This window comes from Bradyrhizobium australafricanum (assembly GCF_020329495.1).
Lineage (GTDB): Bacteria > Pseudomonadota > Alphaproteobacteria > Rhizobiales > Xanthobacteraceae > Bradyrhizobium > Bradyrhizobium australafricanum.
Window position 1 is genome coordinate 120701 of the sequence record NZ_JAGKJL010000005.1, and the last position, 20891, is coordinate 141591.

Annotated in this window: 15 protein-coding genes; 11 read left to right on the forward strand and 4 right to left on the reverse strand. The window is 60.3% G+C overall.

Annotated features, from left to right (window positions below; all coding sequences use genetic code 11):
- Positions 1-7: 7 nt before the first annotated feature.
- On the reverse strand, positions 8-1387 hold the full coding sequence (locus tag J6525_RS06905) for a polysaccharide biosynthesis/export family protein (protein WP_225643078.1): 1380 nt from the start codon (positions 1385-1387) through the stop codon (positions 8-10).
- 179 nt (positions 1388-1566) lie between these two features.
- On the opposite strand from J6525_RS06905, the gene J6525_RS06910 reads away from it, so the two are divergent.
- From J6525_RS06910 to J6525_RS06925, 4 genes are all read left to right on the forward strand, one after another.
- Positions 1567-3066 (forward strand): undecaprenyl-phosphate glucose phosphotransferase, encoded by a 1500-nt coding sequence (locus tag J6525_RS06910; RefSeq protein WP_225643080.1) that lies wholly within the window; start codon positions 1567-1569, stop codon positions 3064-3066.
- A 121-nt stretch (positions 3067-3187) separates the two neighbouring features.
- Entirely contained in the window at positions 3188-4360 is a 1173-nt protein-coding gene (locus J6525_RS06915; protein ID WP_225643082.1) for a Wzz/FepE/Etk N-terminal domain-containing protein, read from the forward strand.
- A gap of 329 nt (positions 4361-4689) precedes the next feature.
- Positions 4690-6168 carry a lipopolysaccharide biosynthesis protein gene (locus tag J6525_RS06920; RefSeq protein ID WP_225643084.1) on the forward strand — a complete coding sequence of 493 codons (1479 nt, stop codon included), beginning with the start codon at positions 4690-4692 and terminating at the stop codon, positions 6166-6168.
- A 70-nt stretch (positions 6169-6238) separates the two neighbouring features.
- Entirely contained in the window at positions 6239-7180 is a 942-nt protein-coding gene (locus tag J6525_RS06925) for an FkbM family methyltransferase (protein ID WP_225643086.1), read from the forward strand.
- Between the two features lie 120 nt (positions 7181-7300).
- On the opposite strand, the gene J6525_RS06930 is transcribed toward J6525_RS06925, so the two are convergent.
- Complete coding sequence (locus J6525_RS06930) at positions 7301-8311, reverse strand: polysaccharide deacetylase family protein (RefSeq protein ID WP_225643088.1); 1011 nt, start codon at positions 8309-8311, stop codon at positions 7301-7303.
- 347 nt (positions 8312-8658) lie between these two features.
- Between J6525_RS06930 and J6525_RS06935 the strand changes: the two genes are divergently transcribed.
- The 4 genes from J6525_RS06935 (at position 8659) to J6525_RS06950 (ending at position 13399) form a co-directional block, all read left to right on the forward strand.
- Complete coding sequence (locus tag J6525_RS06935; RefSeq protein ID WP_225643090.1) at positions 8659-9909, forward strand: glycosyltransferase family 4 protein; 1251 nt, start codon at positions 8659-8661, stop codon at positions 9907-9909.
- Between the two features lie 30 nt (positions 9910-9939).
- Positions 9940-11112, forward strand: a complete 1173-nt coding sequence (locus J6525_RS06940; RefSeq protein ID WP_225643092.1) for a glycosyltransferase family 4 protein — start codon at positions 9940-9942, stop codon at positions 11110-11112.
- Between the two features lie 132 nt (positions 11113-11244).
- Positions 11245-12558, forward strand: coding sequence for an O-antigen ligase family protein (locus J6525_RS06945; protein ID WP_225643094.1), 1314 nt, complete (start codon positions 11245-11247; stop codon positions 12556-12558).
- Positions 12559-12604: 46 nt separating this feature from the next.
- Positions 12605-13399 carry a hypothetical protein gene (locus J6525_RS06950; protein WP_225643096.1) on the forward strand — a complete coding sequence of 265 codons (795 nt, stop codon included), beginning with the start codon at positions 12605-12607 and terminating at the stop codon, positions 13397-13399.
- Between the two features lie 34 nt (positions 13400-13433).
- On the opposite strand, the gene J6525_RS06955 is transcribed toward J6525_RS06950, so the two are convergent.
- Entirely contained in the window at positions 13434-14171 is a 738-nt protein-coding gene (locus J6525_RS06955; protein WP_225643098.1) for a class I SAM-dependent methyltransferase, read from the reverse strand.
- A 139-nt stretch (positions 14172-14310) separates the two neighbouring features.
- Positions 14311-14457 (reverse strand): hypothetical protein, encoded by a 147-nt coding sequence (locus tag J6525_RS06960; RefSeq protein WP_225643100.1) that lies wholly within the window; start codon positions 14455-14457, stop codon positions 14311-14313.
- 296 nt (positions 14458-14753) lie between these two features.
- On the opposite strand from J6525_RS06960, the gene J6525_RS06965 reads away from it, so the two are divergent.
- The 3 genes from J6525_RS06965 to J6525_RS06975 all read left to right on the forward strand — a co-directional run bounded on the left by J6525_RS06965 (position 14754) and on the right by J6525_RS06975 (position 20842).
- The gene (locus J6525_RS06965; protein ID WP_225643102.1) at positions 14754-16202 is read left to right on the forward strand and encodes a hypothetical protein; all 1449 of its coding nucleotides are present in this window, start codon (positions 14754-14756) and stop codon (positions 16200-16202) included.
- A 577-nt stretch (positions 16203-16779) separates the two neighbouring features.
- Entirely contained in the window at positions 16780-19428 is a 2649-nt protein-coding gene (locus J6525_RS06970; protein ID WP_376708447.1) for a type I secretion system permease/ATPase, read from the forward strand.
- On the forward strand, positions 19415-20842 hold the full coding sequence (locus J6525_RS06975) for an HlyD family type I secretion periplasmic adaptor subunit (protein WP_225643106.1): 1428 nt from the start codon (positions 19415-19417) through the stop codon (positions 20840-20842). The genes J6525_RS06970 and J6525_RS06975 overlap by 14 nt, the downstream gene beginning before the upstream one ends.
- Positions 20843-20891: the final 49 nt, after the last annotated feature.

Sequence of the window (20891 nt, forward strand, 5' to 3'; positions counted from 1 at the left end):
GGCTTTGTCACCTGCTGTCACGCCGCGAGTCTGCCGCGGTCACGTCGGTCCGGCCTATCACGACCGGAACGTTTGAACTGCTCAGCTTTCGGGGTGCCGCCTCGGGACCATCCTGGTATCGCAGCGAGACCTCGATGGTGTCACCCGGCTGCAACTCGGCATCCTCGTTCACGACAATCCGTTCCGGTCCTTTCTCGCTCTTTCTAATAATAGCAATATCCGGCTTACTGCCGGCTCCCCGTGCGAGCTGCGATCGAACCATCGAAGTGTATTGAAGCTTCTCACCGACGCTTTGCAGTTTCTCGCGAATCTGATTGAGCTTTAAGCTGGTCTCTTGCAGCTCGCGGAACAGATCAAGCTTCCGCTGATCGTCGAGCTTTGCTAACCGTCTGGCGTACTCGTCCTGCAATTTCTTGACCTGGAGCAATTGCGCAGAGGTTTGCAGCCTCCGGGTCGCCGACAGCAGAACCGCGCGACGCGCATCCGTCACGCGAGGGCTGATCAACGATCCCTTGCCGAACAGGTCGGTCGCTTTCTGAAGGTCCTCGACGTCGGACTGAAGTCCTTCTTCATCTTTCTTTTGCTGCTCCGACAGCACGCGGACCTCGTCGTCTCCCTGCCGAACGCTGCGCTGCAAGTACGCCTTTTCCTGCTGATAGTCACTCTGCTTCGTCTTCAGATATTCGGCTTCCGCATTGACGATTTCCGAAACCGCCGACCGGGCTATCGGCAGGTCGGCAAGAGAAGCGCTTGGATTGATCTGCGTCCCCTCCCCGAGCTCGCTCTTGATGCGCCACATCCGCGCCTGTTCCTTGGCGAGTTCTGTCCAAAGCGAACCATACTCGCTTCTCAGGTCGGCTGACTCGAGATACGGGTTGTTCATTCTGATATGCATGATGTCGTAGCCACCCGCCATGGCGATGAGCTGGCGCGCGGTGCTCGCCGGACGATAAGGATACTCCCCCGGCTTCGACACGTCCCCGTTGACGTAAACAGGCCTGTACTCCGCAACGATCGCCGTGACCTGATCTGCATCTATCACGACCACGACCTCGCGGCCGTCCACAGTCCTCTGTCGAAAGACCTTGCTCGTCATTGCGGCCCCGACCTTGGCCCGAATCTCCTGCAACGGCAGGCCGGCGACCGGGACCATCCCGACCAGCGGCAACGAGATATTGCCATCGACCTGGACGGGCGCGCGCTGCCGCAGCTCCGGCACGCCGGCCACCGCGACCTCCAGAACATCTCCGACGCTCACTCGATATTCGGCTTTCGCCTGCGCGGAAATCGTCAGGCCAACAGCCACAAGGCCCCACCTGACGCAACGGCCTGGTTGACCGCGACGGTTGTCAAGATGGAAGAAATTGCGCAGCTTGGCGTTCGGCATGGCGTGCTCGATGGCTCGGTCTCACGGATTGATCGACAATCTAATCCCGCAGCGCCTCGGCTCAACTGACCATCGTAGTTACTCCCGGCTACCCATTTATTGCCAATCCGCCTCCTGACCCGAATGCTATGTTTTTGTCAGGGGGACGGACTGCGTGACGGACTGCTTGGGAGTAACCGGTGAGTTATGCGTTTTTCACCAATTCGCCGGCCCCTACCGAGCGTTCGGCGCATTCGGTCACTGGCCGCAAGGCAATTGCGGCTGACCTTGGCAAGAACAGATTGGCCGCCTTGCTGGTACTGGCGGCAGGCGCCGAGTTCCTCCTCGTAGCCGTTGGGGCTTTTGCCGCTGCCGTCCTCTATTATCGGCTGGTCCTTGCCCTCGACTATCCGGACACTCCCAAATACATCCTGGAATCTCTTCTGATTGCCACGTTGCAACTGCTCGTATCCGTTGGGCTCCGGCAGTATTCGCGGATCCAGACGCAGCCCCGGCACATCTTCCTATGGAGCGGCGTCAGCGCCGTCTTCTTCGTATTCTCCTTCTTCATCTCAACGATATTTCTTCTCAAGATCTCGGACGGTTACTCGCGCGCGACCGTGATGGCCCAGGCGGCAAGCGTCATCGTCATGGTGCTCTTCGCGCGGGCAATATGCTTCTCGTTGCTGCAGCCTGCCATCGCATCCGGACTGATCGACGCCAGGCGCGTCATCCTCATAGGTGAACCGAGCCACTGCCTGGATTTTTCCGCACGAGTAAGCGCCACCGGAATCCGGACCATTCGCTCGTTCGAGTTGCCGACCTTTCGCAAGGGCTCTTCGGCATCGGAGCACTTCGGGGCGGTCGAAGTGCTATCCCATGTCCGCGAACTGATCGCAGAGTGCCGTCCCCTGCGAGCGGATGACATTGTCATTCTGACTTCGGAGTCGGATGTTCGGGCGGCCCTCGCGCTCGCCGGCGCCCTGTCAGAGCTCCCGGTTGATGTTCACGTCGTCCCGGTCGGTGCAATCGACCTCATGGCCGTGTCGCGCATCACGCAATTCGGCAACATGGTGACGATGCGCATCTTCCAGTCTCCCCTGACGCCGTTCCACCGGGCAATCAAACGAGCCTTCGACATCGCGGCCGCAATTGCCGGTCTCGTCATAATCAGTCCCCTCTTCGTCATCCTTCCACTCGCAATCAAGCTCGATTCCCCCGGGCCGGTGCTATTTCGTCAGACGCGGCACGGCTACAACAACGAGACTATTCGCGTGTTGAAATTCAGATCGATGACCGTGACGGAGGATGGCGACAATTTCAAGCAGGTGACCAGACACGATCCACGCGTGACCCGGTTGGGACGCTTCATGCGCCACACCAATATCGATGAGCTTCCACAGCTCTTCAACGTGCTGGTCGGCGATATGTCACTCGTCGGGCCTCGTCCGCACGCGACCTCGCAGAACGAGAGCTTCGCCCGGCTGATTTCGTCATTCTCCCGCCGTCACAACGTCAAGCCCGGCATTACCGGCTGGGCACAGGTCAACGGCTATCGTGGCGAAACCGACACCCTGGAGAAGATGCAACGTCGTATCGAGCACGACCTGTATTACATCGACAACTGGTCGTTCCTGCTCGATCTCAAAATCATCGTCATGACCTTCTTCGCCAGAAAGGCCTATTGGAATGCCTGTTGACGCGATGCCGATTGCTGCATGCACTCCGTACAGCAGGATCGCAAGGGCATTGCAGTCGATCCCGTTCCCGGCTGATCGGCGGAGCCTTCGGTAGGCCACCAGAAACTGCAGGTTCGAGACAATGCTGCAATCTCACAGAACTGACAATTCGGCACCTCAGGACACGATGCCGCCTGAATTTGGTTCGCCGGCCGAATTCGTGGCGGAGGGCCTCGCCTTCTTGCGCCGCCGCCTCTCGATCATACTGCTGACGTGCTTCTTGATGTTTGGCGCCGGCTTGCTCTATCTCGTTGTCGCAGTTCCGACGTTTACGGCAACCGCGCAACTCATCGTCGACGCCAAGACGACTTCTTCCAACGACACGGCGTCGGCAACGACGGCCGTCGAGAGTCAGGTCGCAATCCTGAGGTCCGAGAGCGTCGCTCGCGCGGCGATCGCGAAGCTCGGTTTGGCGGGGGATCCGGAATTCTCCGGCGGCGCCCTGCACCGACTCGGTCGGTCGACGTCCAGGCTGCTCGGATGGAGCAGACCGGACACGGACGTCGTCACGCGTGATGCGATGGAAGCATTCGCGCGCAAGCTCTCGGTGAAGCGCGCCGGCCTCACCTACATAGTCGATCTCGCCTTCAACTCCGCCGACCCCGAACGGGCCGCGCAGGTCCTGGACACCGTCGTAGAGACCTACATCACGACGCAAATGGACGCGAAATACAAATGGGGTCTGCAAAACGAGAAATGGGTCAAGGAACGTGTCAACGAATTGAGCAGCCAGGCGTCGACTGCCAAAAAGGCCGTAGCGGATTACAACAGGGCCAGGAATGGCGCCGCGGCTCCCGCGAACACCGCCGAGGCAGGTCCACCCTCGTCGCAATCGACCGGAGCGACGCAAGACGAACTCCGCGAACTGGAAGCCACGGCGGACGCCGCCACCAGAACGTATGACAATTTCCTCCGGATGTTGCGTTACATGGACGCCATGCAGCAGCAATCCGCGCCGGTGTTCGAGGCTCGTCTGCTCACCGGAGTGTCTCATCCCTACACGGCCAGCTCGCCGAACGCCCGCTTGATACTTGGATCAGCCATCCTCGGCGGCATGCTTCTGGGGATTGGAATAGGATTGCTGCGCGACAGGTCGGACCGGGAACGCGCGCCCGCGCGCAGGTCTGCAGCCGCCGCATCCGGAGGAACTGCAGTCGTCCAGGGGCTCAAGGCGAACGGCGTCAAGCCCCATTTCGATGGTTCGTTCAAGGTCGAGAAGCAACACACCTACAAGGAGGCCAATCCTGACTTATAGTCGCATGAATTGGCTCCCGATCGCGATACCGCAAGCTCGATTGAAACGCCCCGTACATCACCCGTCGAACAATGCTCGTCGGCGAACCGCCTTCATCGCGACGAAGGCAGCATGTTTCTCGTTACGGCCACCGGAGTAGGTAGTCCGGAAGGGCCGAATGCCTTCCGCATCCACGAAGTTACATTCGGCCTCTATCATGCGACAATCCGCCACACGATGGAAAGTTGGCTCTTGAAGCTTCAGTCAGTGCGCAACCCACCATCCGCCCGCGAAGAGCTCGATTACAATCGCTGGGCGTCGCGTAGCGTTAGCCAACGTTGGAATGCGCAATGACGAGCTTTTTTCAGGCGTCCGGCGGATCGGTGACCATGCTCAGCAATATCCTCCGGCAGTCATGGCTGGCTATGGTCTATCGCTGCTCGGGCGCCGCCGTATCCTTCCTCTTTGGCGTGAGTTTTGCGCGGATGATGACCATAGAGGAATACGGGGCGCTCATGTCGCTGATGACATTCGCGGTCGTCGCCTCCACGGTCGGCCTCTTCGGCCAGCAGTTTCGCGTGCTGCGGGAAATACCAAGCATCGCCGTCCGGAAATGTTTCCCAGAGATCGGTTCGATTGTTGCAAAGCAGGTTCGTTTGGCGTGTCTCGGCAGCATTGCCGTTACTCTGGTCTCTCTCCTCCTGTTCGTCGTCGCGCACGGCCGCGATGGTATATTCGGACGGTGGCAATACTGCACGAGCGTGCTGCTGATCTTGCCATTGGCCTTGATCGAAATGCAGGGCTCGTTGGGGCGCGCGCTCGGTTCCGTCAACCTCGCGCTTATGACCAAGGATGTTTTGTGGCGGTTGCTCATCATACTGTTGAGCAGCGTTCTCTTCTCGACGTTTGGCCGCCCGCTGCAGGCGGGAGACGTTCTGATGATTGCGACCGGCATCCTGGTCGTGCTGATCCCCGCTCAGAACGGTTACCTACGACGTCTCGCAGAGGGCTATAACGTATTCACCGTGGCGGTGAAGCGATCGAATGACCGGATTGGCGACATCCTTTCCACTTCGGGACCGTTCTGGGTAACCAGCATCACCAGCGTGATGGGCGGCACGATAGATGTCATCATCGTCTCGGTGATGGTCGGCCCGGAAGCCGGCGGATATTACTACGCTGCCACCCGGATCGCGTTCCTGCTTGATTTCTTTCTGGCAACTTTCTGCGTACCCGCAGCGCCCCTCATGGCACGCTTGTTCGATGAAAATCGTCATGCGGAAATCACACGCATCACATCAGGAGCGTCACTGGCTGCGTTCGTCGCCGTCCTCGGCTGCGTTGCAACATTGGCCGCCGCCGGCGACCTCGCGCTGATGACGTTCGGAGCCGACTTCACCCGCGCCTACAGCGTCCTGATGGTCTTGGCAATCGGCCTGTTAATCTCGACATACTTCGGCATCGGCCCTATCGCACTGAATATGACCGGACACCAGCGGGCCGCGATGCAAATCGTGGTAACAACCTGGGCCGTGGGACTCCTGGCCATGATCAGCGCGACCTGGGCCTTTGGGGCTCTAGGAGCGGCGGTTGCTGGCTCCTGCGCAGGCGTGGCAACCAGGGTATGGACAGCGGCCTACATGTACGCCGCGGAGGGGATCGATATCACGGCCACCGCGACGCTCATTGCGCTAGCAAGGCGTACAATGCGGCGAGGCCCATCCGAACCGCTCATGGACGCGGTGCGGCCGGAAACCGGCGCGACTATTCTCGACTTGCGGCCGCGCGTGCGGCGGTCGGGACACGACGTGCGTGATTCGGGGAGATAGTTGAATGCGTTCGTTGCCATACGAGGACGCGACTGCTGTAATCGGAATTGGGCGCGAGAGACGGCACCTCATGGACCAGGATACATTCGATTACGAAGTGTCGGGAAACCCGATTTCGATCGGGCTGGTGAAGCTTCTGCACACGATTGTTGCGCGGAGTACGGGGCGTGGAATGGGACTCGCAATGCGAGCGGTCCGTCCGCTCATCCATTCCCAGACGCCTTGCGTCCATTTCGCGGACGGTAGCCGCTTGTACTTTGAGCTGGACGACGCCTACTGGAATGCGTTTTTTGTCGGTCAGCCCCATCGTACCTACGAATCAGACATAGCGATGCTTCTGCTGCGGCTGAAGGATGTCGACTACACGTTCTTCGATTGCGGCGCAAACATCGGGTACTGGTCCGTTCTCGTCACGTCGGAAATGCTGGGTCGCAAGCGCGCAATAGCTGTCGAGGCATCGCGGCAAACGCTCGCGATTCTCGAGCAGAACCGTAGCGCCAACGATCGGCGCTTCGAGATCTGCCGCAAGGCCTTGTTCGAGACTGACGGACAGATGTTGTCCTTCTCCGACGACGGATCTCATGACGCCCGACACATCGTTACGTCGCAAGGTATGCGCTCAAAGCACGTCGAACCGGTCGTATCGATCACGCTTGATTCGCTGGCACGGCAACTGCAGATGACCGACCATGATCGGCTCGTCGTCAAGCTTGACGTCGAGGGTGCGGAAATCTCGGCCTTCAAAGGGGCGCGCGAAGTGCTAAAGCGCGATACGCTGATCATCTACGAGGATCACGGCAACGACCGGAGCCACACGACCACGAGGTACATGCTCGAGACCGAAGGATTTCCGGTCTTCTCCATCGCTATGGACGGGGCAATTACGAAGGTCGAGGAACTCGGCTTTCTGGACAGGGTCAAGACGAACCCGAGAATCGGCTACAATTTCGTAACCTGCCCACCAGGGAGCGGATTCCACCAGTGGATGGAACGGGCTGCCGGTCGCGCATAAACGCGCCGGGCGCCGCTACGGATGATCTTGGCGGAGCGCCTCATAGATTGAGAGCCCGAGCGATCTGATTTCGTGCCTCACGCACGAGCGGCTCACCGCCATCACCAGAGTGTAAGATTACTAGCTAAGACCCAGCAGTCCGTGCATCGCCGACTGGATACCGTTCATTCGGGCCTCGAACGCAAGCTTTGTGTCGAATTGTCCACCCACGCCGATACGAGGCAGTGCAAGTGGATTTGGCTTGCGATCGGACACCTGCCCATGCCGCGTGGTCACCGCGGTCGAAAAACCGACTTCCTCCGCAAGACGTTCCTCCCGAGTGTCACACGCTCCGGGGGTGCCGTAAGGATAGGCGAAATGCCGGACGGGATTCTGAAGCAAATTCTCCAGATAGCTGCGGTTGCCCGCCATTTCGGCGCGCGCTGAGGCTGCATCCAGACACGCCAGTGCCGGGTGGGAATCCGTGTGGCCGCCAATTGAAGCGAGAGGATGCTGCGCCAAGCCTTGAAGCTCGCGTTCATCCAGGAAATAGACGTCGTTCAAGGCCGATAGAGATACACCCGCATTGCGGAACGTCGGGGCGAGCAATTCGGCCCGGTTATAATCTTCGTGAACCCACTTCGCTACCTTGCTCATGGCCGACGCCTTGCTGTTCAGATCGGGACAGGAAAACCGAATGTCCATCGCGTCAATGGTAACGGTGTCTCGCGAGCGAAGAATTTCGCGCAAGCCGAGCCACCATGACTGCAGCGTCCGCGTCGGAGCGCCCGTAGGAACGTAGACCGTGAACGGGGCGTTGTTGCGCTCGAGGATCGGAAGCGCCGTCGAAACGTTGTCTCGATAACCGTCATCGAAGGTAACCACAGCATAGCGGCGCGGCTGCGAATCATTTGCCAACCGCTCAAGACATGTTTCGAGGCTGACGATCTCCCACCCCTCGTGGCGCAGCCACTTGAGCGAATACTCAAAGAAGTCCTCTGACGTTCCGGTCATCAGTTCTGAGCGGAAATCCCGCTGAACCTCGTGGAACATCAGAATAGCGGCCCTGCCTGCAAAAATCTTGCGGAGAGCTGGCGTCAGTCCGGACCAACGTACCGCCTGGAATACGGCTGCCTTGAAACTCTGCCTCACGGCGCCCCCTCGTCATCGCTGGTCAGAGAATTCACCAGATGAATCTGAGGCCGGTTTAATTCCACGCGCGACGCGCCGCCGATATTCATCTTCAAATTGTCCATCGTGAGAACAGTGAGCGTCTCATAGGCACTGGCAGGCATTGCCCTCTATTTATCGTGGAACCGCTGCATCTACGCAACTGCGACACCGGTACTCACTCATAGGTACCCCTCAATTCGCCCATCCCCACCCTGAATGCGCCACCTGCCTCGGATGGCTTTCAAGATAGCCTTTTTCTGTCGAGCACAAAAAGCACCAGGCGCGGGTGGCTGTTGTGATCTGCGTATCGATGGAACGGCTCATTAATGAAGGTACTCCTCGCTAACAAATACCTCTTCAACAATGGTGGCGCAGAGACCGTTCTGTTTCAGGAACGAGCGTTCCTGACGGGCAGCGGGGTGGAAGTCATTGACTTCGCAATGCAGCACGAGCGGAATATCGAGTCACCCTACTCGACCCATTTTGTGTCTCGTCAGGATTATCGCAACGGCGGCTACCTCTCCAAGATCAGGGGCGCTCTCGCGCTGATCCACTCGCGCGAGGCCGTAAGCAAGCTCGCATCCCTGATCGACGAAACGCGACCAGACTTGATGCACTGTCACAACGTCTATCATCAGTTGACACCATCGATCGTCGGCGTCGCCAAGTCGCGCGGAATCCCGGTTGTCCTGACGCTGCATGATACGAAGCCGGTCTGTCCGGTACACACGCGGGCGCTCGGAAACCAATTGTGCTCGCTATGCCTCACCGGCGGCTTCCATCACGTGCTGACGCATCGTTGTTCCGACGGCTCGTTGGCGCAGAGTGCCACGCTTTACCTCGAAGCAGTCACGCAACAATGGCTCGGAAGCTACGAGAAAGTGGATCGCTTTATCGCACCGAGTCTCTTCATGCAGGATTCGGTATCCCGCCGCTTCTCCCCAGACCGAACGGTGCTGCTCTACAACGGCGTGGATGTCAGGAACATTTCGCCGCGCGGCCGGGACAACGGATACGTTCTTTACTGCGGCCGGCTCGCACCGGGCAAGGGTGCGGAGACGCTGTTGCGCGCCCATCAGGCGGCGGGATGTCCGTGGCCACTTGTCATTGCGGGCACGGGCCCGCTGACTGATGACTTGAAGTCGCAGTTTGCACGAAACGTGCAGTTTGCGGGTCACCTCTCCGGAGACACGCTGAGCAAAACAATAGCCGAAGCATCCATAGTGGTTGTGCCTTCGGAGTGGTGCGAGAATTGCCCGATGTCGGTCCTGGAGGCGATGGCGCAGGGCAAGGCCGTCATTGCGACCCGCATTGGCGGCATTCCTGAGCTCGTGAACGACCGGGAGACCGGATTTCTGTTCGAGCCCGGCAATGTCGACGAACTTCGAACCCATCTCGAGTGCCTCATGGGCGACGGCGAGCTCCGCGCACAGATGGGGGCCGCCGGACGGATTCGTGTGGAGAAGCACTTCTCCCTCGAAAAGCACAACGCCGAGCTGATGGCCGTCTACCGATCACTGCTGCCGGAGCGAACCTCGGTGGTGGCTGCAGCGGTAAATGGCGCAAGGAGTCCATGAATAGTTTGTAGATTCTAGGAGGAATTCGTCGTGAGTGCGGATCATCTCGTACTGAGGGTAATCATGCTTGGCCTGCGTGGATTCCCCAATGTGCAGGGAGGGGTTGAAACTCACGCGGAGCATCTGTGTCCCCATCTCAAGAAGTTGGGATGCGATGTCAAAGTGATCGTCCGCTCCTCGTATATGCCGCCCAGTCGTGGCGACGAGTGGCACGGAGTGCGCTACCAGCGGGTATGGTGCCCGAAAGCGTCCGGCCTCGAGACGATTGTGCACTCGTTTCTCGGCGTGCTGGTCGCCGCATGGCAACGACCGGACATATTGCACATCCAGGCCATCGGGCCGGCTTTGATGGCGCCGCTCGCGCGATTGCTGGGACTGCATGTTGTCGTGACGCATCATGGCCCGGATTACGACCGCGAGAAGTGGGGCCGACTGGCCAAGGCGGTTCTGCACGCTGGCGAAGCCTGGGGCATGCGGTTCTCCGACGGCCGCATCGTGATCTCGCAGACCATTCGGAAGCTGGTGCGGGACAAGTACGGCTTGAACTCAGACCTTATTCCAAACGGCATCACCCTGCCCGACGTACCAAGTAGCACCTCAGCGCTCGAGAAGTTCGGGCTTACGCCGGGACGATATGTGCTGACGGTGGGCCGGCTGGTTCCGGAGAAACGGCACCTCGACTTGATTCAGGCCTTTGCCGCTGCCAGGCTCGACGAATGGAAGCTCGTGCTGGTCGGGACATCCGAACATCCCAATGCCTATACCGCGGAGGTGACAGCGCGCGCCGAGGCGACTTCCGGGACAGTCGTGGCAGGCTTTCAGCACGGCATCGCGCTACAGGAGCTGTACGCCCATGCCGGCATTTTCGTCCTGCCTTCTTCGCACGAGGGCTTGCCGATCGCGCTGCTGGAGGCCTTGAGTTTCGGCCTGCCAGTCGTCGCCAGTGACATTCCCGCTCTTCTGGAGATCGGATTAGACGACTCGCACTATTTCCATTTGGGAGACGTATCAGCGCTCGCGGGTCGCCTGGCGTCCTTTGCAAGCAGTCCGTGGCCGCCAGAACTCCGCGAGAAAACGCGCCGCTGGTTGGCAGAGCGAGAGGACTGGCACTCTGTCGCCGAACGAACGCTCGGATGCTATCGCAGAGCCATCGAGCCACACCAGGACGTGCGGCGCCGGACCGCCCCTCCCCATGCAGCCTAGCGCGTTGCTCGGGTGGCGTGGCGGCAAGCACGTGCTGGCCGCCTTGCGCTGGAAGCGTCCCCAGCCAGCGCGACGCCGTACCGATCTTCGGGCTGTCGTTCGACCCCTGAGTGAGCCGGAGTTGCGCTCAAGATGAATGCGCTCCTGACATTTTTTCTTTTCTTTGTTTTTGTGAGATCGTTCTCCAACGGAATCGATCGCCTGTACGGCACCGGCATTTCATCGACTCTTTCGTTGATCATCATCGCGGTCGGCCTCGTGGCAGCCTGGAACATGCGAGATGTCAGGATACACCGGAGACTCTTCGCGCTGTTAATATGCTTGTCGGTCTTCACGGCCACTGCCGTACTGTCGCTTGTCGTCAATACGAGGAGCATCATCGATCAATACGCCGCGTGGTACGAAATCATCAGGTACGTCTACCTGTTCATGCTTGTGATATTGGTCTCTTCCATTTATCGATCTCCCGGCTTTTGCCCGAACATCCATCGTGTTTTTATTGTTCTGCTGTTTCTGATGTCGGCGATCGCATTGTTCCAATACCTGGCCGGATATACCGAGCTCGCATCGCCATACGACAAGCATGCACGAGCGGCGGGGCCCTCGGCGCACCCGGTATCCTTCAGTCTCGAATTGGTGCTGGTCTTCTTCCTTTGCGAGCTGTCGCGTCGCAAACTACGCCTTTCCATGGGATACAAAGACATTGTCGTTTATCTGTTCTTTCTCGTCGCCCTCGCCCTCGCTGCGTCAAGGACTGGGGTCGCGCTACTCGGGGTAACCTTCGCCATATATATCTTTGCTCGGCGGCCTGCCCTCTTGCCGGCGTTCGCTGCGGCATTCGTTGTCGTCATATGGACATCTCCATTTGGAGCATCGTTTTCGGAGCTAAGCTCGATTCCGGATTATATCTTGAGCGGCAACTACACGGTTTGGGATTGGCGCACGGCTCCGAGCTCCGTCCATTGGCGCATTTACCATTGGTACTATCTGTCCACGCTTGCACTCGAACAACCGCTGATTGGATACGGCCCCGGTCAAACGGGGCTCTACAGCCCATTCGCCCTGCTTGCGCATAGTGCGTTCGTAGAAATGTTCTTCGAAACCGGCGTAGTCGGCCTGATCTCCTTTACTGTGTTCTGGTTCAGCCTTCCGCTGGCCGCAATGTCGGACCGGCAGAAGCTTGTTGCCTGCTATGGAAGGAGGTCGGCGCAAATCCAACCTCTGAACCTCTGGATTGCCCTGTTCATTGGCGTGACACTGGTGGCGTTGTTCGATGACAGCTTCAACAGGGAAACGGTGGCGTTGTCGTACCTGATCCTCGGCATTTTCCTGGTGCTGGCCCAACCTGAAGCTGCGGTTGAACGCGCCCCCGGATCGCGTGAATCGCCGACCCCAATGATCGCGGGTTCGCGGACTGAAGCATTGGGGAGCCCTGGAGCCATCTGAGCCGAACTTCGCTGCTGTTCTACTGGCCCCTGCTAGGAATTCTTGCGTGAAGACATACCTTGCCATTTCCCTCACCGCGCTCATGGTCCTCGAAGCTCTCGTCCCGTCACCGGGTGCCGGGGGCAAGCGTGCTCACCAGCCCATTTGCGTGTCCTTATCTATCGAATGCGTCGTATCGCAAAATTCCGGACATGACGCCGGCATCTATCCCCACGGAGTCAGAACCTCCTACTCGTGGTATGCCGGAGGCGCTGCCGCCACTGGAAACGGCGCTCCGCCTTCTGATTTCACTTCACTGACGGGTTGGGGGCAGATCTATCCGCAAGCTGGCGCTCCGAACGTTGCTGCCAATATCTATCTGAAGGACTATCGCGTCTATGTACACTTGACGAGTGGCGGCTGGAGGCTCGTGCAGGATCAGGCAACGAATTCGGTCGATGGCGGGCACTACGTGGCGGATTTCTCCGACAACTCCTCTACAACGATGGATCTTATTCTTGAGCCCGACCGAAGCATCAGGATGAGCTCGCCGTCGCCCGGCTACAATGATCATTTCTGGATGGAGCCGAGGGGCTCGTATGCTCCTGAAACGGTCGACGGAGTGTTCTCGTTGGCAGAACTGCGCACCGATAGCGCGAACGCAAATCTGATTGCAAACTTCGGCGGAGACTGGTGGAGAGACACCTCGGCTCCGTACCTCTACCGTGATGGAGTGTTTGTGAACAATCCTGGCATCGGCATGGGTGCGTGGGTCAGATTGACGACGACCTACCAGTACTTTTTCTTCACGACCATGACCAGATCGCAGCTGCAGACCGATCCACCGCCGCCCTTGCGATAGCCGATCTGAACTCTGGCTCCCGATGGAATTCCGACTAGCTGGCGAGGACCATCAACGAGGCTCCGCCAAGGACGCGCACCGAAAGGTCCTCTCCGGCAATGCTCCGAACCAATTGCCGCCCAGCCATGGCGAGGGTTGATTTCGCGGTTCGCCATTCGGGATGAACATGGAGGAAATCCTCCATCCGGGTGTACTGGTTGTCGATAATCTCAAAACCGGTATCGCGCAGCGTCGCCAGAGCGGTCGTCTGGTCGAAGTAATGCAGGTGACCGACCTCCTTGCGCCGCTGGAGAGGCAAACCTCGCAGAACGCCGAGGATGGTCATGTCGAGCGGGATGTGAAACACGCAGTATTTCGCGCGCCCTCTGATCCTTCGCAGAAAGCCCATATAGTCATCGATGTGCTCGAAGACATCGATGCACAATAGAAGATCGTAATTTTCGCTGGTATGCGAGAAGTCTCCGCAGTGGAATCGCAAATTGTCCCGCTCGCGCGGTTTGGCGGCGGTGATAGCATACGGAGCGATATCGTAGCCGACGGCGGTCGAGTCACGGAAGATGTCGTGCTCGAGCAGGGCGTTCAGAACGCCTCCCACCCCGCAACCGATGTCGACGATCGTCCGGCAGGTGACGTTGTTGTCACGCACGATCTTGGCGATCTTCGCGGCCTTGGTTCCTGCATCTTCGTCATGCCAGCCTGGATGGGCTTCAGCATAACCTTTCCCGGTATAGAGATCGTCGGACCCGAACTCTGCCTCTCTGACGACAGCCATCGTTCTCTCCCTCAATTGAATTGCGCTCGCCTCAGCCTGCGAACCGCAGCCGCGCCGAGAGCGTGCGTTCGAGTTCGTCGTACGCGATCAGGCGACCGCGTGTCCTTCCAGCGCTGTTGGATCGCCGAATCGTCGGGCTTCAGATTCGCCAATCCACGAGCCGCCATTCAAAGAGAACCGATCCATCTCCACCGGCGAGTGTGTTCTTGATCTTGAGGTTGTCGCAATAATCCTTGCGGGCTACCCCGGCGCGCAGAACCCAATCCGCGCTGGCATCGACGAGCATCAGTCGCCGCGACACACGTGCGTCGAGAGCAAGGGATTTGCGCCCCATATACGTGTGTATAAATCACGATTTGAAGGTTTTTTCGCCATTTTTGCTCATTAACCAAACGGCGCAGCAGTCGGGGGGGCAAATTCATTAAACCCGCTGCTTTGAAATCTCCTCGCGGTTCGAGGCCTGCAGTGCATTGAAATCTGTTCGTGGTCGCAAGACCTTACGAGCATGCAGTATGTCGCGCGTCCCCCATGCGCGGCAGTGGAATTCTTCGTCCTCAATTTGGTCTGCAATGGAGAATTAGCTTGGCCGCTCTGAACGATGTCATCACTCAAAATACCACAGGCAATAGCGAAGGATTCCCGCTGGGCGTTCCTTCATCCTACTCTTGGTATTCCGGCAGAAACGGTGGCGGAGGCACCCCTCCTGCCGGCTTCTCGGCCATCACCGGATGGGGTCAGATCTATCCCGAGGTCGGGCAGACGGTTAATCCGGGCAGCGTCGACATAGCAAATTTCGAGACCTGGGTGCATCTCACGAGCGGCGGCTGGGTCAAGGTGCAGGACCAGGACACGAGCTCCCTCGGAGGCGCCCACTTCACCGCTGACTTCGTCGGGAACGCGAACATTGCATGGAATCAAACTACAAACGCGGATGGCAGCGTATCTGTCGATGCACCGACCAGCGGATACAACGACCATTTCTGGCCGGGCGGATCCCGCGGCACCTACACGCCCGGAACGATCGACGGCGTTTTCGTCACGGCGAGCATGAAGGTCGACAATCCGAACGAACACTACGTTGCCAATATCGGTGCCGACTGGTGGAGAGACGCCACCGCGGGATACGTCTACCAGAATGGCGTATTCGTGAATAATCCCGGCGTCGGGATGAGCAACTGGGTCGAGCTGACAACCAGCTATAAGCAACTCTATTTCACAACGATGAATACGACGCAGTTGCAGGGCGATCTGCCGCCTCCGCTGCAGGGCACCTCTTCGCCGACGACGCCCACGACACCGACGACGCCGACGACGCCGACCGATCCGACGATACCGGCGCAGCCGACGACGCCGACCGACCCCACGACGCCGACAACCCCCACGACTCCAAGCGTGACCGCACCGGTGCTCGACGTCGCGGACAAGTCGCTCTGGGTGGCCGGCAGAGGCGGTCAGGTCGACCTGGGGACGACCGTTACAACGACCGACCCCAACGACAACCTCACCCTGAACATCATGGGATTGCCGCGATACGAGACGATCACGACCGGCGACGGCACGACGCTCAGGGGCAACAACATCACCCTGACTTCCGCGCAGGTCGACAGCGGACTGACGCTGACATCGTACTACAAGGGCAATGCTCATCCGGTCGCGAACCTCACGCTGACCGCGAGCGCTATGGATCCGACCACCGGCGCTGTGATGTCGTCGGATCCGCAGACGATCCGCGTGACGGATCCCCGGCCGTCCAGCTGGACTGGCGGAAACGCAGGGAGCTGGGCAAACCACGGCTTTGCGCAGTTGCAGCAGCAGATGGGCGACACCAGCACCCTGGCGAACACAGCATCGCAGACGACCGGTTGGGCCGATCAAGGCGCGCGAGCGTCCCAGGCAAGCCAGGGCTTTGCGCTGCTGAACCAGTATCTGGCCGGTAGCACCGGTCGGGTCGACGCTGGTCAGATCGTGGCGGCCATGTCGAATGGGACCGGCTGGACGCACAACTCGTTCTTGAGCAAACCTCAAGGTTGATCCGGCTACTGCACCCGGGGGCTCTGCGCCCGGGTGCAGTACCATCAACCTGTTGGGAATTGGAAACGGGCGGTCGATCGCGGACGGTAACGGCGAAGGGACTGCCACGCGCGGGTCCTGGTCTCGGTTGGCTTCATCGCTCGCATCTGTTTCCGAGCGATAGAAATGCGTGCTGGCGCAACAGCTTCGGGTATGCGGCAAATTTGCGCGCAACATAACGGTGCAAAAATCAAGATTTGAAACTTTTTTCGCCATTTTTGCGCATTAACGAACCGGTTCAGCAGTCGGGGGGCAGGTCTAAAATCCCACTGCTTTGAAATCCCCTCGCGGTTCGAGGCCCTAGTGCTTTGATGTTGCTTGCGCCTTTTTGGCTGCGAGCAAGCGGTATGTCGCATGCTCTGTCGATGCGCGGCATTGGAATTCCCAGTCTTTGGAAATGCATGAGAAGGAACACTAACGCGGCCGGGTAGCCGCGAAGGGTTGAGTAAGAATGGCGATCCAGAACGGAAATGCCCCCGCCGCAGATCTAGGGCTTCGCGCGCTAGCTCTGTTCCTGCGCCTCCATGGCGTGAATACTGTGCCGGACCAGCTCCGCGATCGTTGCGGGAGCGACGAGATCGGCGTCCGCGCGATGCTTCGCTGCGCGCGCGAATTCGGGGTCAAGGTCCGCTCGCGGACAATGGATTGGACCCGCCTTGCGGGTATCCAGCTGCCCGGAATCGCCTCGCTGCGTGACGGCGGATTTCTGCTGCTGGGCAAGATCGACGACCAGGTGGCGCTTGTGCTGCACCCGACCTCGCCGCATCCGAGCCGGATGACGCGCGCGGAATTCGAAGCGATCTGGGATGGCGGTTTGATCTGTGCTGGATCACAGAGCCTCGCGCAGCGCGCACGTCATGCATTTGCCGGCATCCGCACGCGCTCGTTTGACCTGGGCGCCGGCCTGATGCACCGCGCCGGCGAGGGCCTGATGCGGGCTCGTGACGGTCTCACGAAGAGCTTCTTGGCGATGAGACCTGGCATCCTGATGCGCGGGCCTCGCGACGATGCCGCAATCCATCCGGCGAACACAAACACCGAATCCCCGGCCGCCGGCGTCGAATCCGAACATGACGATGAATCCGGGCTCATTGCGCTGGCGATCTTGCTGCGTTGCCATGGAATCGCTGCCGACCCCGGCCAAATTCGTCACCGGATCGGCGCAGCGCGCCTCGGCGTTACTGAAATCCTGCGCTGCGCCAAGGATTTCGGACTCAAGGCAAAGGTTCAGAGGACGAGCTGGAACAGGCTTGCCGTCACCCCGCTGCCGGGAATTGCGGTGCTGCGCGACGGCAGCTTCCTGATCCTCGGCAAGGTTATCGACGACAAGCTTCTCATTCAGCGCCCGCTGTCTCCGCGGCCCGAAGCAATCACCCAGGCCCAACTCGAGGCGATCTGGGACGGCGGCATCATCCTGATGGCCCGGCGCGCCAGCCTGACCGATCTCGCGCGGCGCTTCGATATCTCCTGGTTCGTCGGCGCCATGCAAAAGTATCGTCGCCTGCTCGGCGAGGTGCTGGCGGCGTCGTTCTTCCTTCAGATCTTCGCCGTTGTCTCGCCGCTGTTCTTCCAGGTGGTGATCGACAAGGTGCTCGTGCATCGAAGCATGAGCACGCTCGACGTGCTGGTCGTCGGGCTGGTCGTACTGACCGTGTTCGAGGCCGTCCTCGAGACGCTGCGCGTCTATCAGTTCGCGCATACGACAAACCGTATCGACGTCGAGCTCGGCGCCAGGCTGTTCCGTCACCTGCTGGCGCTGCCGATCGCCTATTTCCAGACCCGCCGCGTCGGCGATTCGGTGGCGCGCGTCCGCGAGCTCGAGAACATCCGCCAGTTCCTGACCAGCTCGGCGCTCACGCTGGTGATCGATCTGCTGTTCACCGTCGTCTTCCTTGCGGTGATGTTCTATTACTCGACGACGTTGACGTGGATCGTGCTGGCGTCCTTCCCGCTCTACATCGGCATCTCCGCGGGAGCGGCGCCGCTGTTCCGTCGGCGCCTCGACGAGAAGTTCAATCGCGGCTCCGAGAACCAGGCCTTCCTGGTCGAGAGCGTCACCGGTATCGAGACGCTGAAGGCCATGGCGGTCGAGCCGCAGATGCAACGCCGCTGGGAGGAGCAGCTCGCCGGCTATGTGTCCGCAAGCTTCCGCGTGCTCAGCCTGAACAACACGGCGAGCCAGGCGGTCCAGATGATCAACAAGCTGGTCATCGCCGCGACCCTTTACTTCGGCGCCCGCCTGGTGGTCAGCGGGGACCTCACTGTCGGTGAGCTCGTCGCGTTCAACATGCTGGCCGCGCGTGTCAGCGCGCCGGTTCTGCGACTCGCGCAGATCTGGCAGGACTTCCATCAGGCCCGCCTGTCGATCGATCGTCTCGGCGACATCCTCAACACCATTCCCGAGCCGAGCTTCACGCCGGCCCGCGCGGCGCTGCCACCGATCCGCGGTCAGGTCACATTCGAGCACGCGACTTTCCGCTACCGCATCGACGGCCCCGAGGTGCTGCACGACGTGTCCTTCAGCGTCGAGCCAGGCCAGGTCATCGGCATCGTGGGTTCGTCGGGCTCGGGCAAGAGCACCATCACCAAGCTGATCCAGCGTCTCTATGTCCCGGAAAGCGGGCGCGTGCTGGTCGACGGCGTCGACCTCGCGATGGTCGATCTGAGCTGGCTGCGGCGCCAGATCGGCGTCGTGTTGCAGGAGAACGTACTGTTCAACTGCACGGTTCGCGACAACATCGCGCTGGCCGATCCGGCGATGCCGATGGAGCGCGTCATCGAAGCGGCGGAGCTAGCCGGCGCCCACGACTTCATCCTCGAACTGCCGGAGGGTTACGACACCGTTGTGGGCGAGCGCGGCAGCAGCCTGTCCGGCGGGCAGCGCCAGCGAATCGCAATCGCGCGTGCACTCATCACCGATCCACGCATCCTGATCCTGGACGAGGCGACCAGCGCGCTGGACTACGAAAGCGAGCGCGCGATCCAGCAGAACATGAGGCGGATTTCCGCCGGCCGGACCGTGTTCGTCATCGCCCACCGGCTGTCGACGGTGCGCAATGCAAGCCGGATCATCACCCTCGAGCATGGCCGCATCGTCGAGGACGGCAGCCATGACGAGCTGATCCGCACCAACGGCCGTTACGCCAACCTCCATTATCTGCAGGCCGGTATCCATGACGTCCGCTAGCCGCAATGTCGTCGCGTTTCCGAGACGCGAACCTCGCCGCCGCGAGCACGAAATCGCCTTTCTGCCGGCGGCGCTCGAGATCGCCGAATCGCCGCCATCGCCGATCGGGCGCGCGATCGGGGCCTGCATCATCGCCGCGTTCTGCATCGCGCTGTTGTGGGCGACGCTCGGCAGCGTCGATATCGTCGCCAGCGCGACCGGCAAGATCGTGCCGGGCGGGCGCACCAAGCTGATCCAGCCGTTCGAGACCGGTGTGGTCCGCGCCATCCGCGTCCGCGACGGCCAGAGCGTCAAGGCCGGTGACGTCCTGATCGAGCTGGACCCGACAATGACGGAAGCCGACCAGGAGCGTCAGAAGAGCGATCTGCTTGCAGCCGAGCTGGACGTCGCGCGGCTGCGCGCCGCGCTGGCCGCAGACCCGCTCGCGGCCTTCCGGCCGCCGCAAAACGCAAGTGCGGCAGAAATCGAGATGCATCGCCAGTTCCTGATCAGCCAGCGCGCCGAGCAGAGCGCAAAGCTTTCTGAAATCGAGCGCCAGCAGGGGCAGAAGGAAGCGGAACGGGCGACCACATCGGCGAGCGTCGACAAGCTGGAGGCGACGATCCCGGTACTGAAGGAGCGCGTCGACATCCGCAAGGGTCTCGTCGAGAAGGCATTGGCGTCGAAGGTCGTCTATCTCTCCGAATATCAGGAGCTGGTCGCCATGCAGCAGGACCTCGTCCTGCAGCAGAGCCGGCTGCGCGAAGCCGATGCGGCGATCGCGCTGCTGAAGGAGACCAAGGACAAGACCGCCGCGGAGTATCGCCGCGCGACCTATGATGCCCTTGCGAAGGCCGAGCAGAAGGCTGCGAGCGCCGCCCAGGAGGTGGTCAAGGCGGATCGGCGAACGAAACTGCAGAGCTTGACCGCACCGGTCGACGGCGTCGTGCAGCAGCTTGCCGTTCATACGGTGGGCGGCGTGGTGACGCCCGCTCAGGCGCTGGCCGTCGTGGTCCCGAGCGAGAGCCAGCTCGAGATCGAGGCCATGCTGTCGAACCGCGACATCGGCTTCGTGCATCCCGGCCAGAAGGCGGAGATCAAGGTCGATACGTTCAACTTCACCCGGTACGGGCTGCTTCATGGCGATGTGCTCAGCGTGTCGACGGATGCCATCACGCGCGACAAGCAACAGGGCGGCCCCAATGACCGGACACTGGGCACGGCACAGAGCAGCAGCGAGCCTAAAGGTCAGGAGCTCGAATATGCCGCGCGCGTTTCGCTCGACCGGACGCACATGCAAATCGAGGACAAGCTCGTCAAGCTCGGGCCGGGCATGGCGGTGACGGTCGAAATCAAGACCGGCACGCGCAGGATCATCAGCTATCTGCTTTCGCCGCTGGCACGGTACCGGCAGGAGGCCCTGCGCGAACGGTAAAGCGAAGCCCGTCGCCGGACGTTGCGGCCGGGCGCCACTCGCGTGAGAG

What these genes read in the sequence shown, in the direction of transcription:
- J6525_RS06935 (WP_225643090.1), top strand. Translation starts at nt 8,659, where the DNA reads ATGAAGGTACTCCTCGCTAACAAATACCTCTTCAACAATGGTGGCGCA.
- J6525_RS06975 (WP_225643106.1), top strand. Translation starts at nt 19,415, where the DNA reads ATGACGTCCGCTAGCCGCAATGTCGTCGCGTTTCCGAGACGCGAACCT.
- J6525_RS06955 (WP_225643098.1), bottom strand. Translation starts at nt 14,171, where the DNA reads ATGGCTGTCGTCAGAGAGGCAGAGTTCGGGTCCGACGATCTCTATACC.
- J6525_RS06915 (WP_225643082.1), top strand. Translation starts at nt 3,188, where the DNA reads ATGCTGCAATCTCACAGAACTGACAATTCGGCACCTCAGGACACGATG.
- J6525_RS06925 (WP_225643086.1), top strand. Translation starts at nt 6,239, where the DNA reads ATGGACCAGGATACATTCGATTACGAAGTGTCGGGAAACCCGATTTCG.
- J6525_RS06920 (WP_225643084.1), top strand. Translation starts at nt 4,690, where the DNA reads ATGACGAGCTTTTTTCAGGCGTCCGGCGGATCGGTGACCATGCTCAGC.
- J6525_RS06905 (WP_225643078.1), bottom strand. Translation starts at nt 1,387, where the DNA reads ATGCCGAACGCCAAGCTGCGCAATTTCTTCCATCTTGACAACCGTCGC.
- J6525_RS06945 (WP_225643094.1), top strand. Translation starts at nt 11,245, where the DNA reads ATGAATGCGCTCCTGACATTTTTTCTTTTCTTTGTTTTTGTGAGATCG.
- J6525_RS06960 (WP_225643100.1), bottom strand. Translation starts at nt 14,457, where the DNA reads ATGCTCGTCGATGCCAGCGCGGATTGGGTTCTGCGCGCCGGGGTAGCC.